Origin of the sequence: Leptospira langatensis, assembly GCF_004770615.1 — a bacterium.
Lineage (GTDB): Bacteria > Spirochaetota > Leptospiria > Leptospirales > Leptospiraceae > Leptospira_B > Leptospira_B langatensis.
This window is the reverse complement of the sequence record NZ_RQER01000004.1, coordinates 203,457-217,561: the sequence shown is the minus strand read 5'-3', so window position 1 is coordinate 217,561 and position 14,105 is coordinate 203,457. Positions and strand designations below refer to the sequence as shown.

The following is a 14,105-nucleotide window of genomic DNA, read 5'->3' as shown; positions in this document are numbered from 1 at the left end:
GGGAAGATCTTTATCGAAAGAGAAAGTCTTCGCTCTGTTCTCTTGCTTCTTCCCAGCTGAAAATCGTATCCCTGAGTTGAGGAGTGTTTCCTTCGACAGTCGATACGAGCTGGTAATCTTCCTTTTTACCAAATTCTTCCGGGAGTCGTTTTAGGACAAGTTTTCCCGAACGGATCAGATCCAAAACATGCAGAAGGAAGGGATCCCTTTCCACGCGTTGGAGTTCCTTCATGCAGGAATAGAAGGGAAGGATCCCTTTATAGAACCAGTCTACGGTCTCATGCTTGCCAGGGGCCCAGAGTTGTTCCAATCGAATGGATTCCTCTTGGACTAAGCTCTTGCCTTGGAAGGGTTTCTGCAGATGTCTGCACTGGTAGTATAACTCGTGATTGATCTCTCTCGGGAAGGTCCTTCCGTAACCTGCTCCGATCCATTCCAACCAAGCCTTTTTCTCTTTACTGGGAAGTGCGGGGATCAATGCAAATAGGTAGTTTTGGTTCCTGAACACTCTGGATTGAGCCAGATAATCCAATACTTCGTAAGGTATCATGAAGTGACCCTTTTGCCATTCGATGATGACAGGAACGTTTTCCACATCCAGATACTCTTGCGGAGTCTCTCCTTGGACCACATCTCCGAATTGAGTAAGAATATAAATAAAAGATAATAGTTCTTTTCTGGTCATTGCTCGGACTAACGTATCCGAATCCAATCTCTGCTTTAAGGAATTGCGAATTAAATTGTACTGTTCTAAAGGATATTGATGAGAAGATAAGATGATGCCTAGATGTTTCTCCAACTTGCGAAGACTAGGTCGATCTACTAAATCAATATTTCCGGAAACTAAAAAGGGCATGACTACAGGGCTTTTTTTGCAATGTCCTTACGGAAGAAGGTCTTAGAGATCCGGAAACTGTTGAGATAAGCATATGCTTTATCCACAGAATCCTGTAAGTCCTTACCGTAAGAAGAGATTCCTAGAATTCTGCCACCCGTAGATACCAAGTTTCCATCCTTTTTTGAAGTGCCTGCATGAAAAACTACTAGATCTTTATTTTCGGATTTAGGAAGATCCAAGGGAATATTCTTTGCGTAAGAATCGGGGTAACCTTCCGCGGCCAAAACTACTACGGTGGAAGCTCCGGAGCGCAAACCTGTTTTTACTCCTTTCAATGCCCCTTTGGCAGACGCCATAAAGATCTCTATCAGATCTCCCTCTAACATTGGTAGTACGCATTGGGTTTCCGGATCACCGAACCTGCAATTGAACTCCACTACCTTGGGTTCGCCTTTCGTATCGATCATTAATCCTGCATATAGAAGACCCTTGTAAGGGTGGCCTTTCTTGCGAAATGCCTCGAACATAGGCTGAAAGACCAGAGTATTCACTTTTTGTAATACTTCTTCACTAGCGATGGGCGCCGGGCAGTAGGCTCCCATGCCGCCTGTGTTCGGCCCTTGGTCCCCGTCATACGCTCTTTTATGGTCTTGTGCTGCGGGAAGAGTGAAATAAGTCTCTCCATCGCTGATCGCGAAGATAGAAGCCTCTTGTCCTTCCATGAATTCTTCGATGACTGCTCTGGATCCGCTCTTGCCGAATTTATGATCTAAGAAGATCTCCTTTAATGCCTGTTCTGCTTGAGAAAGTTCCGTGCAGACGGTAACTCCTTTGCCTGCTGCGAGTCCGTCCGCCTTGACTACGATGGGTGCTCCTTCTTTTCTTACGTAGGCAAGAGAAGAATCGTAATCGGTAAAGGATGCGTACTTTGCGGTCGGTACTCCCGCTTCTAACATTAAGGATTTTGCAAATTCTTTGGAGCCTTCGATCTGAGCGCAATAGCCGGAAGGACCGAATACGGGTACTCCGATCTCCGCCAACCAGTCGCTTATCCCGTCTACAAGCGGATCTTCCGGGCCGACGACTACTAGATCGTATTCATTTTTTTTGATGAAGTTCTGGACCGAGGACTTATCCTTCAGATCGAAAGAATTAGCAGGAAGGATCTCCGGATCCGGAAATCCTCCGTTCCCGGGAAATACATGTAAAGCGGTCAATTTGGGAGATTGGCGAAGTTTAAATGCGATCGCACTCTCCCTTCCCCCGGAGCCGATTAAAAGGATCTTAGACATAATATTACTTTTGTTTATCCTAGTTTTTCCAGACCTTTTTGGAGAACGTCTTTCTTCTCTTGTAGAAGTTTGAGTTTTTCCTTCTCCTTCTCTACCACGTCCGGATTGGCTTTGGCTAAGAAGTTCTCATTCCCGAGTTTAGAAGCCAGTTTCTCTTCTTCTTGTCTGACTTTTTCGAGTTCTTTTGTGATCCTTGCCTTTTCCTTCTCGAAGTCTATCATTCCCGCCAAAGGAAGAATGACTTCTCCTAGACGGAATGCTCCGACGGAGTCTGTTTTTTCGCCGGTATATTCTGCTGCGACTTCTATGCTTTCCAAACGAGCCAATTGAAGAATGGAGAATTCGAAGTCTTGCACTGCGGATTTTACCAAAGGATGGGAAGATTTCAGGATCACCTTACATTTCTTGTCCAGAGGGACTCCGTTCTCCGCTCTTTGGACCCGGATTTGTGTAACAGCTTCTTGTAATATGATCGTTTTGAGAACTCCCTCATCTTCTCCGGAAACCGAATAAGACGTGGGGAAGGGGGACTGTATCAGGAAATCTCCCTCGCTGAACACTTCGTAGATCTCTTCCGTTAAGAAAGGCATGAAAGGATGCAATAATCCTAATGCTTTGATCAGGATGCTTGCCAATACTTGCTTTGCAACTGTTTGGGATTCTTCTCCCAGTTTGCCGTAAATACGAGGCTTAACTAGTTCTATGTACCAGTCGCAGAAATCTCCCCATACGAAGTCGTAGATCTGGGATGCCATTTCGAAAAACAGAAATTTGGAATATGCTTTTTCGTAATTCGCCAAAGTCTCATTGAATTTATGAAGGATCCATTTGTCCATGGGCTCTAATTTAGAAGCGTACTTTGATTCTAAGTCTTCGAGCTTCCAGTTCTCTTCTAAGTTCATTAGGATGAAACGACTGGAGTTCCAGATCTTGTTGCAAAAGGAACGATATCCGTCCAAGCGGCTTTCATCGAACAGAACGTCTCTCGCTTCCGGAAGAGTGGCCGCTAAGAAGAAACGGAAAGAATCCGTTCCGTACTTGCTCATCATGTCCAAAGGATCCACAACGTTTCCGACAGACTTAGAGAACTTCTTTCCTTCCTTATCTCGAACGAGACCGTGGATGATCACTTTAGAGAACGGGGCCTTGCCTGTGAACTTCTTCCCCATCATGATCATTCTTGCGACCCAGAAGAAGATGATATCGAATCCGGTTACGAGCACTGATGTAGGATAGAACTTTTGTAAGTCAGGAGTATTCTCCGGCCATCCTAAGGTAGAGAAAGGCCAAAGTTGGGAAGAGAACCAAGTATCTAAAACGTCTGTGTCTTGTTCCACTTCTTTGGAACCGCATTTCGGACAAGTGGTCACCGCAGTTTCGGAAACTTCTATATGTTTACAGGACTTGCAATGGTATGCAGGAATTCTATGTCCCCACCATAATTGTCTAGAGATGCACCAGTCCCGAATATTATTCATCCATTCGAAGAATGTCTTCTCCCAGAGTTTGGGAACGAATTCGGTTTCACCGGACTGCACTGCTTCTACTGCGAGATCTGCGAGAGATCTCATTTTACAAAACCATTGAGTAGATAGATACGGCTCAATGATCTCTCCGCCTCGTGAGTTATGACCTATGGAATGAGTATGCTCTTCTATCTTCTCGACTAGATCCAATGCCTGTAGATCTTCTATCACCTTTTTACGTGCTACGAATCTTTCCATGCCGGCATACTTGCCTGCATTCTCGTTCAAAGTGGCATTCGGGTTCATTACCAGAAGTGGCTTGAGTCCTAGACGTTGTCCAGCTTCGAAGTCGTTCGGATCGTGAGCCGGTGTGATCTTTACAAGTCCGGATCCGAATTCCTTATCCACAAAAGAATCGAATAATAAGGGAATCTTTCTACCGGTAAGAGGCAGTTCCAGTTCCGCACCTTGGAAGGATCTATATCTTTCATCGTCCGGATGAGCTGCAACGGCAACGTCCCCAAACATTGTCTCGGGTCTTGTAGTCGCTACGACTACGTATTTGCCTTTTTGTCCGGCGATCGGATAACGGAGATGATATAACTTTCCTTTAACTTCTCTGTATTCTACTTCGAGATCGGAGATCGCAGTCAGGGTCTTAGGGCACCAGTTGATGATCCTTTCTCCCCTGTAGATCAGTCCTTCGTCGTAAAGAGTTTTAAAGACTTTGAATACTGCCTTGGAGAGTCCCTCGTCCATGGTGAATCTGGAACGAGACCAATCCACGGATTCGCCCAAGAGCCTCTGTTGGTTTTGGATCAATCCACCGGAGTGTTCCTTCCATTCCCAGACCTTGGCTTCGAAACCTTCTCGAGTGAAATCGGTTCTTTTCTTTCCTTCTTTTAAGAGTTCCCTTTCTACCACCATCTGAGTGGCGATACCGGCATGGTCTGTGCCCGGAACCCAAAGAGCGGACTTTCCTTTTTTACGTTCGATCCGGATCAGAATGTCTTGGATGGTATGATTGAGTGCGTGACCGATATGAAGGCTTCCGGTTACATTCGGAGGAGGGATCACGATCGAATAGGATTCCTTCGCGTTCAAGTCGGGTTCGAAACTTTTCTTAGTCTCCCAGAGAGAGATCCATTTGGGTTCAACGCTTGTAGGTTCGTAACGATCGCTGATTTGCTTCTTCATGGCCTTCGTTCGGATAGAATTTTCCGAGAAAGGAAGAGGTCAAGTCGTACTGATCTCGGTATTCGGGCGGATCTGAAGGAATAAAACAAAAAAGGCCGTATGATACGGCCTTCCCCAATACGAGTCATAAGAAGGAGAAAGGCTTATCGGGCCTTTGCTCTTTGCTGTAATGTCTTCTTTAATAAGGTCCTTAGATAAGCGGTCGGAAATTTCTCTTTGTCTCTGAGGAAGATGCAGTTCTTACCTGTTTCTGCCTCCGGGAACTTGGATCGAAAGGCCCTCACAAAGGACTCTTCGCAGAAATAGACGGACAGATGATTCCTATGATTAGAGAATGCGATCCATCGCCCATTCCTTTCGAAAGTAGGCATTCCATATTTCAAACCTTCTCTCAAGTCCGGGAATTCGTCCTTAAGAGATTCAACTAAACCCCGGATATTCTCTCTTCTAGAGATAGGAGCTTGGTTTATATAGTTCTCCACATCCGGATCGGATTCGCATTCCAATCTCGGCAATGTGGGGACCAAAGCATAAAGTAGCATAGAGTTTTTACCTTAGGGCAGGGCCCTTTACGTTAACCTGCGTTCGCAACCAATTGCAGAGGTTCTTCGATGGTAGAAGCTGCCTTCTCGCCTTTGAATAGGCGGGCAAGTTCGCTCCATTCTTCTCTGCTGAAGTAATCCAATCCGCCTGCAGGGCTTCCCAATAGATCTTCGATCGTTCTATGATAAGAAACCATGAGCTCGTAGATCTCTCCTTCGGAATCCTTGCTTCTGCCTAAGAGATGAAAGGCAACTTTCTCGCCCAATGCGTCGCTTAGATCGAAGATGATAGAAGTCAAATGGTCCGCTCTCAAAATGCTTTTAAGAGAACCGTCTTTTTGTCCTTCTACGATCAAAGAAGCGAATAGAGGAAAGCTCAGACCGACCGATTTGCGACGGATCTTGTCTCTCAGCTGCAGATTGCTTGCGGAGAAGAGGGATTCCAATAGGAATCGGATCTCATCGGATTTTCCCTTCTTCCAATTGTGAGCCACGATCATGGCCTTGCGGATCTTCTCTAAACCGGTGCCTTCGTTTCCGAGGTCTCCGATCTCATTGAGCATTGCGGCGTGAGCTTCTTTCGCGAATTGAACTGCGATTTCCTCTAATAGTTCTTCTTTGGATTGAAAATGGTGATAAAACGTTCCTTTGGCTATGTCCAAAGCAGATAAGATGTCTTGGATTGAGGTAGTTTCGTACCCCTTTTCGAAGAATAGCCTTCTGGATTCGTTTAGAATTCTTTCTTTTGTTGAGATTTTCGCTGGGATCATTAGATTCCTCCTGCTTAAACCGACGGTCGGTATAGACCAATAGTCGGTTTTATGTTCACGCCGATTGAGTCTCGGTCAAACTAATTTCAAAACAAACGGAAAAAAAATCAACAAAGGAAACAAATAAAATGAAAAATGTTTCCTGACTTTCTGGCGGAAAATCCGACGGTCGGTCGAGAGCCGAATTTGGATCCTGGTCGCGACGAATGGACAGGTTTTGCAGCATTTCCGAAAAACGGGGACCAGGCTCTGGAACGTTAGTCTTTCTTTGATACGCAATTGCTTCTTTTCGGTTTGTTATGCGATCGACCTAGGGAAAATGCTTTTAGAGAAGGGAATCTATTTTATCCAGAAGCAGCTTGTATCCGTTCTCTCCCACCTTTCTTGTTCCCAAAGAAAAACTAGTCTGCCGGCTCAGGTCGGTGAATGGAATATCATATTTTTCTAAAATAGAGGAGAGTTCCCTATGTATGGGAGAAATGGAGAAGCTAGCGGAAGGTATTCTTAGATACAATGCCTCGAATAGACTCTGGCCGAAATATCCTAGGAAGGTCTCGGCGGATCTAAGCATTTGCAAGTATCTAATCCTCGACAGTCTAGGAAAGTATTCGATCCCTTTTTCCATAGGAGTACTCCCTCCGATCCGGATCCTTTTTTTAGAAGAAGGATAGGAGCTCAGGAATCGGTCCAGGTTCTTGGACTCTTCTTCTCCTAGGTTCCCTGCATAACAAAAAATTCCATATTCTTTTGCGGGATCTTTTTCTTCTCTTGTAGCAGAGTAGAGTAGATTGGGTGGGATCAGTATTTGTTCCCAATCGAATTGCTCATCGTTTTTAGGATGAGGAAGAAGGTCCCAAAAATCGTATTTCTTCTTATCTTCTCCGAAATGATCTAAAAGCAGCACCTTGGTCTTTTGGTAGGTTTGGGGCAGATCTATATCACGATAATCTAGTATAAGAATATCGTATTCTCCGTCTTTCGGAAATGCAGAGATCCATTCTGCTTCCCAATTCCTATACGGAAGTAAGGAGTATAAAATAGAAGTCCTAGAAAAATGACCGGAACCGAATTCTTTTGCGGGAGCAACCAGCACTCCGATCTTCCCTTTGGAGAAAGTACTGGGAGGAGGCAGAGGAAACCTCACTTGAGGAACATCCAGGTTCTTCTGGAATAGAGAAGGAGAGACCTTCTCCCATTCTAAGAATTCTTTTGCCCCAAGTTCGGAAACGGAGGCAAAGAATTTCTGGGCCGAAGGACCGGAAGCGTGCTCAAAAGCATGTCGAAAAATAGATGGAGAAGGTAGATCTACAACGGACTCAGCAGAGGTATGGGAAAGTGAATCCGAAGCAGACTCAGAAGAGGTATGAGAAAGCGAATCTGAAGCAGACTCGGAAGAGGCATGAAAGATCGGATCCGAGGTAGATCTAAAGAATCTTTCCATTAGCAAATCCGAGATCGTGTCGAAATCTTGAGGAGTATCGACAGTCAGTCTGAAGTTTACGACTCGGGAAGATTCTTCTTTTGTGAGCAGACTGTCGATCGCTACGATCTTATATATATTCGGATTTTCTTTTATATGAAGGCTTACATGTTCTTTGTGCCTTTCTACTTGTTGGAGATCCGAAAGATCCAAAAGAGAAGAAGTCCGAAATACTTCTCCGCCCATTCCGAGGGGAAGTCCCTTGAAATAGGCAAGGTCGGCTTCTTCTTGTATGAAGGATTGAAGCAGAAGATCCAGGTGTGTCGTATCGTAAAACGGATTGTCTCCCGTTAAACGAAGAATGGCGTCCGCTCCGAATTTCTCTGCGGCTAAGATATATCTTTGTCGTACGTCTTCTAAAGGACCCGCAAAAGAGAGCATTCCCTTGTGAGAAAGATAGTCCTCTAATTCTTGGTCCCCTTCCGGGATCAGATAAACGATCCTGGAAGCGGGTAGTATCTTCTGCATTCTAAAATGGATATGATCTAGAATTGTATATCCGGATCTAGGAGGAAGCTCTGTGATTACTTTCTTCGGAAAACGTGTAGAACCAGTCCTTGCTTGCACGAATGCAAATAAGGAACGGATCTTTTGCCTATGCGTTGAATGTATACCACTCATCGCAGGAAAGGCAGGGTGCGGGGATCTCTCCGTGTTTTCCTTCGGCGGATAAGGAGAAGAGAGGATTTCCTTTTTTCCATATGGCAACCAAGGACTCGGACCTTAGGTTTCCTAAGCTATTCGGAGAGGAAGCAGGAGTTTGTTTGCATATGGAAACTTCTCCGTTTGCGTTTATATACATGTCTCTGGCAATATGCCAGCAAAAGTCCCGACCTAAAGGTGTGAGGTCTGAGGCCCTTCGTTGGGCCAATTTGCCGGAGTAGGAATTATATTTTTGTAATATAATTTCATATCCTGCTTTTTGGGTTTCCTCATACCAGGAATCCAGTTCCGGATCCACTTCTTGGATCTTCAGGAATTGCAGATAAATGGAGGACTTAGGCAGGATTTGAGAGATTGCTTCCAGGTTTTTCAGGACTTCTTCTAAGTTGTCTTTTCCGTAGAGTTTTGCGTAATTCCGTTTGTCTCTTGTAGTCAGGTTCACAACCAAGCTGATCTTCTTGCGATCTTCTTCCGAGATAGAAAGGATCCCTTTTTTTAAACCGTCCAGGTTCCCATAGAGTGCGGATTCGATAAACAGTTCTTTCAGATGGGGAGAAGAGATCGTTCTCTGCAATATTTCGGCAAACTTTGGATGAAGAGTAGGTTCTCCCAATCCTCCGAAGCAAACACTGTAGGAGGATCCAAACTCCTTCTCCGCTTGTGAAAGAATGGAATCTAAGATCTCGGGATCTAAAGACTGATTGTCTTCTTCCGGTTTTAAGTTTTGTCTCGGGCAGAACACGCATTGGTATTCGCAGCCTCGGTGCAGTTCTATTTCATAATAGCTGGGCGCGGATCGAAATACTTCCGGATGAGATACCAGGAAGGATTGGAATTCCTCGTACTTCCAATCCTGTTTTTCCTGTAAGAAGGAAGAAACGAATCTCTTAGAACGAAGATCGGATAAGGAAAAATCCAATCTCCATTGTCTTAGATCCGGAGAAGAATAAAAGATCTCGGTATCATAATGATTGATATTCTTGGCCAAGAATTCCTGTGTCCCTCCCTCGTAGTTCTGAGGAAGACTCCTTACAAACTCTCTGGATAGAATTCTGGGCACGATACCCGGAGGAAGATTCTCGGAATAAGAATACTGAGCTAAATATTTATCATGACGACGAACTAGTTCTGCGGTAAGGGAAGGATCCAAAAGCGGAGCCAATCCGTCAAAAACCAGAAAACTGGTCTCATCCCATTCCGCATCTCCTGTTCTAGAGGCCGGCAATTCTTCTGCAATCTTTGAGAAAAGATCCGGCTCGGAGCTTGCCTTTAGGATCTTAAGCGAAGTGTAGCCTTCTTCTCGGGAGATCTTTTCTCCTTCTTCTTTTGAACCAAGCCAAAGATTGGAATAAACAGGAATGCCCTTGATTACTCCCGATAGTTTTCTAAGAGTATTCGCAAAGTATATTAAGAATTCTTGATGAGTTAGGAACCCAGTCTCCGATACTTGATTTTCTTTCAGATAGAAAACGACTGCTTGGGGAGGGAATTTCATTATGAGGATTTCACTTTCTTAGGAAGGGCTTAATCTAGGATAAAGGTCTCGTGGTATTCCGGGATCTTATTTTCCTTTTTATAAGCATCGTCAAAAATCTGGATCGGAACATGAGATCTTTGGTCTTTCACCCATTTATGGAAATTATCTTCTTCTTTTTCTCTCATGAGAAGGTTGCCGATCCCCTGTCTTACGTTGTCTATGGGGGTTGGCCTTTTGCCTTCTACTTTTATGATACAGTATCTCTTTCTTTCATCCCGGAATACGTCCGAGATCCCGCCTACTTGAACGGCAGAGGCGGCGGCGGCCACGGATCGACTGGTCTTGAATAATTCGAAGGAAGAAACCCAATCTACGAGCCCCTTTCTGGCTCTCAATGTAGGATCATTATTTCTGGCAGAACCTGCCACTAAACTGAAAGACGAGGGATCTGCTTGCACTGATTTGCGAATATCCGCGGCTTCTTTATGAATTCTGGATTCTTCCGAGATGGAATCGTTTGCAGGAGCCACTACGATCTGTCTGAACTGGATCTCGAATCCCACCTTGTCCCTGTTTTGGTTGTACCAGGCTCGGATATCCTTTTCGGTGGGAGGAATATTCGGAACCTTGTACTGCATGAGCTGGGTTCTCTTGATCTGATATGGGAGCTCGGAATACCAAAGATCATAGGTCATTCCGGAACTTCCTTCGATCGCCTTTTCGAATTGCTTGCGGGAACTCACGCCCATCATTTCCATTCTCTTGTCGATCTCGCTATCTAAACGCTTCTCGTTTACTTGGATGGACTCTTCTTCCGAGATGGAGTCTACAACCGCGCGATCGATCAGAAAGTCTATGATCCGGGTACGCAGTGTTTTTCTCATGTCTTCGTTCTTTAGGAAGCGTGAGAGTTTTGAATATTTCTCTTGGGCGTCGTCGTAATCCAATTCGCTGATGGATTGGCTCCCGACAGTGGCGATGATCCGATTGATGCTTTCAGCGGAGTATGCGGAGCGAGGCGCAGAAACGATCCCTAGAAAGACTGCGCTTGCAATCAGTAGAAGTCTAGACAAAAGTCCAAATGGTCTCGAGCGGTGGAAAATTCCGAACACAAGGAAAGTCTTCCCCGCTAAGGTCCCTAGTTCAACCGTTTTTCGAGAGTCCGAAGGTCTCGTGGATGCGGTTTACTGCAGTTTCCGCATGAGATCTTTGGATCACACAGGAGATCTTGATCTCGGAAGTGGAGATCATCTCTATATTGATCTCCTTTTCTGCAAGAGCCTGGAACATTTGAGCCGCAACTCCAACGTGGGATTTCATCCCGATCCCTACCGCAGAAACGATGGAGATCTCTTCGTTGATATCCGGCTTCTTTGCTCCTTGGGACTGGGAGAATGACTCCAGGATTGGAAGTGCTTGGACCAGATCTTTTTTAGGAACGGTAAAGGAGATGGTGTTCCTTCCATTATAAGGAGAAGATTGAACGATCACATCCACAAGAATATCTTTGGAACTTAATTCTCCGAAAAGGACGGCAGCTAGGCCCGGTTTGTCCGGAACATCCGCGATCGTGATACGAGCTTGGTCGTTCTTTGCGGTGACTCCGCTTACTTTTAATTTTTCCATGATCTTTTCCTCGTTCACAACCAATGTTCCGGGATTATCGTTGAAGCTGGAACGGACATGGATCACCACATCGTAATTCATTCCTAATTCCACGCTTCTTGAATGAAGTACTCCGGCGCCTAGGCTTGCGAGTTCCAACATTTCTTCATAAGTGATTTGAGCATGTTTGCTAGCTTGGGGAACTACTCTTGGGTCCGCAGTATAAACGCCATCTACATCGGTATAGATCTCGCATTCTTTTGCGCCTAGAACGGCAGCTAACGCTACTGCGGAAGTATCCGAACCACCTCTTCCCAAAGTAGTGATATTCTCGTCCTGGTCTATCCCTTGGAAGCCGGCAACGATGACTACATTATTGTCGTTTAGGGCCCTATCGATCCTGTCCCGATCCACGCTTTGGATCTTTGCATTGGAGAAGTTCCCGTCCGTGATCATTCGGACCTGGGATCCCGTGAAGGACTTGGCTGGGACCCCGATGTCCCAAAGTGCCATTGCGAGTAATGAAATAGAAACCTGTTCTCCGGTAGAAAGAAGCATGTCCATTTCTCTCTTGGGAGGATTTTTCGTGATCTTGTCTGCAAGATCCACTAGTTCGTCGGTCGTATGGCCCATTGCGGACACAACGACGACCACATGATTTCCTTGGTCATGATAACGTTTGATCCTGCGGGCAACGTTTTGAATGCGCTCGGGAGTTCCTACGGACGTACCGCCGTACTTTTGGACGATTATGTTTGCCATGCCTCGCAACCATCTTTCTGCGGTGAGATCGGGGATCAAGAGAAATCAAAACAGGTAGAAGGAAAGAATCCTTGTTTTCAGGCCAAGCAGGCCGATCTTTATGGAAAGTTCTCCCAAGAGGAGAAGGGGGCCGCCATTTTTTCTCTCATCGATTGGATACTCATCCTCGCTTATATTCTGTTCGCATTCTCTATAGGGATCCTCCTTTCCTCAAAGGCGGGAGAAAGCCTAAGTTCCTATTTCGTTGCGGATAGAAAACTTCCCTGGTGGTGGCTTGGGACTTCTATGGTGGCGACCACGTTCGCCGCAGACACTCCTCTGGTGATCACAGGAATGGTGGCCTTGGACGGTGTGAGCGGGAACTGGCTCTGGTGGAGTTGGGCCATCGGATACTTGATCATCACTGTGTTCTTCGCTGCTTCTTGGAGAAGGGCAGAAGTTCTCACGGATGTAGAGTTCGTGGAGCTGAGATATTCTGGCCGCGGAGCGGCAGTGCTTCGTGCCTCCAAAGCATTCTTCTTAAGTATCTTATTCAATTCCATTATCTTGGGCTGGGTATTCAAGGCGATGTCCAAGATTACCGCTCCCTTCTTGGATTGGAGTGTTATTCTAGGACGAGATACATTCGCATCCATACAATCGGTTTGGCCGGGCTTTCTTCTATTAGGGGATTTGAATACTACTCTCACGGTTCTAGTATTATTCTCCGTAGTAGTTTTCTATAGTAGTATGGGAGGGATCCAGGGAGTCATTCTCACGGATCTATTCCAATTCGCATTGGGAATTATCGGCGCAGTTGTGTTTGCGATATTCGCTGTGGAGTATGTAGGAGGACTACAGGGATTGTATTCCAAATTGGAATCCATCTATCCGGGAAGATCGGAATCTATCGTATCTTTTTGGCCCAGATTCGGCGAAGGGGAGCAAGGACTTCCAATTCAAGTTTTTCTAATATTCATAGGAGTGCAGTGGTGGATCCAATATCATTCCGACGGTTCCGGTTATCTCGCTCAAAGATTGCATACCGCCAAGACTCCCAAGGATGCAGAGTTGGGTTCTCTTTGGTTCAATATAGCTAATTTTATTTTACGCACTTGGCCTTGGGTCCTGACGGGTCTTGTTTGTTTGGTGGTCTTTCCTTTGGATCAGGCGGATCAATTCCGTCCCGAAGGTATATTAGTACAATCTGATAGAGAGGCCGCCTATCCCGTCTTAATGAAAGTGGTGCTTCCTGCGGGAGTATTGGGACTCGTGTTCGTGAGCCTGATGGCGGCATTCATGTCCACCGCGGATACTCATATCAACTGGGGAGCCAGTTACTTGGTGAATGATCTCTATCTTAGATTCGTAAAACCGAATGCGGAGAATAAAGAGACAGTTCTTGCAGGTAGGATCGCTGTCGTTCTCATGGCGGCAATCGCGGTACTTGTTGCGGCGCAGATGCAATCCATAGGCTCTGCCTGGAAGTTCTTCTTGGCTATGGCATCCGGACTCGGATTGCCACAGATCCTAAGATGGATCTGGTGGAGAGCCAATGCTTGGACGGAATTGTCCGGAATGGCAACCGCTCTTATTCTTTCCTTGGTTTTGTATCCGAGCTTTCCGGAGGTTCGATCCGATTATCTTCTTTTCTGGACGGCTATGGGAAGTGTCATCGTTTCTATCGCAGTTACTTTTCTGACTCCTCCGGTGTCGGATAACGTTCTGGATTCCTTCGTAAAAAGACTACATCCGTTCGGCTTCTGGGGAAAATGGGGCGGAGAAGGAGCAAGACGCGCTTTTTACCAAAGAGTCAAGATCTGGCTTTTATCCATTGTTTCCTTATATGCGGCACTCTTCGGAACGGGATATCTTCTGCGTTTGGATATTGGGCGTGGGTCGGTTTATCTGCTCGTCTCCGTCGCTTCCGGATGGATCGTACTAAAACTTTGGAAGAAGAAGGATTAACTCCTTCTTCTTATCTAGATTCCTATTTTGTAATAAGCTTCTTTCTAAGGTTTCATAAAAACAATC

The 14,105-nt window shown here is 45.6% G+C and carries 10 protein-coding genes; 1 reads left to right on the top strand and 9 read right to left on the bottom strand.

Annotated features, from left to right (window positions below):
• Positions 1 to 10 precede the first annotated feature (10 nt).
• The 9 genes from EHO57_RS05165 to EHO57_RS05120 all read right to left on the bottom strand — a co-directional run bounded on the left by EHO57_RS05165 (position 11) and on the right by EHO57_RS05120 (position 12,092).
• Positions 11 to 856 (bottom strand): hypothetical protein, encoded by an 846-nt coding sequence (locus EHO57_RS05165; RefSeq protein ID WP_135646198.1) that lies wholly within the window; start codon positions 854 to 856, stop codon positions 11 to 13.
• A gap of 2 nt (positions 857 to 858) precedes the next feature.
• Positions 859 to 2,130 (bottom strand): phosphoribosylamine--glycine ligase, encoded by a 1,272-nt coding sequence (gene purD, locus EHO57_RS05160; protein ID WP_135646199.1) that lies wholly within the window; start codon positions 2,128 to 2,130, stop codon positions 859 to 861.
• 14 nt (positions 2,131 to 2,144) lie between these two features.
• The gene (locus EHO57_RS05155; protein WP_135646200.1) at positions 2,145 to 4,793 is read right to left on the bottom strand and encodes a valine--tRNA ligase; all 2,649 of its coding nucleotides are present in this window, start codon (positions 4,791 to 4,793) and stop codon (positions 2,145 to 2,147) included.
• Positions 4,794 to 4,936: 143 nt separating this feature from the next.
• Positions 4,937 to 5,335: an iron chaperone gene (locus EHO57_RS05150; RefSeq protein WP_135646201.1), complete on the bottom strand. Its 399-nt coding sequence runs from the start codon at positions 5,333 to 5,335 to the stop codon at positions 4,937 to 4,939.
• Positions 5,336 to 5,367: 32 nt separating this feature from the next.
• Complete coding sequence (locus EHO57_RS05145) at positions 5,368 to 6,105, bottom strand: TetR/AcrR family transcriptional regulator (RefSeq protein ID WP_135646202.1); 738 nt, start codon at positions 6,103 to 6,105, stop codon at positions 5,368 to 5,370.
• Positions 6,106 to 6,430: 325 nt separating this feature from the next.
• Positions 6,431 to 8,206 (bottom strand): cytidylyltransferase domain-containing protein, encoded by a 1,776-nt coding sequence (locus EHO57_RS18915; RefSeq protein ID WP_246050532.1) that lies wholly within the window; start codon positions 8,204 to 8,206, stop codon positions 6,431 to 6,433.
• Complete coding sequence (locus tag EHO57_RS05130; protein ID WP_135646203.1) at positions 8,181 to 9,743, bottom strand: spiro-SPASM protein; 1,563 nt, start codon at positions 9,741 to 9,743, stop codon at positions 8,181 to 8,183. The genes EHO57_RS18915 and EHO57_RS05130 overlap by 26 nt, the downstream gene beginning before the upstream one ends.
• A gap of 29 nt (positions 9,744 to 9,772) precedes the next feature.
• Positions 9,773 to 10,783: a putative peptidyl-prolyl cis-trans isomerase gene (locus tag EHO57_RS05125; RefSeq protein WP_246050589.1), complete on the bottom strand. Its 1,011-nt coding sequence runs from the start codon at positions 10,781 to 10,783 to the stop codon at positions 9,773 to 9,775.
• Positions 10,784 to 10,868: 85 nt separating this feature from the next.
• Positions 10,869 to 12,092, bottom strand: a complete 1,224-nt coding sequence (locus EHO57_RS05120) for an aspartate kinase (protein WP_135646204.1) — start codon at positions 12,090 to 12,092, stop codon at positions 10,869 to 10,871.
• A 135-nt stretch (positions 12,093 to 12,227) separates the two neighbouring features.
• On the opposite strand from EHO57_RS05120, the gene EHO57_RS05115 reads away from it, so the two are divergent.
• A complete protein-coding gene (locus EHO57_RS05115) occupies positions 12,228 to 14,039 on the top strand; it encodes a sodium:solute symporter family protein (protein ID WP_167882301.1) in 1,812 nt (603 codons plus the stop codon).
• Positions 14,040 to 14,105 lie beyond the last annotated feature (66 nt).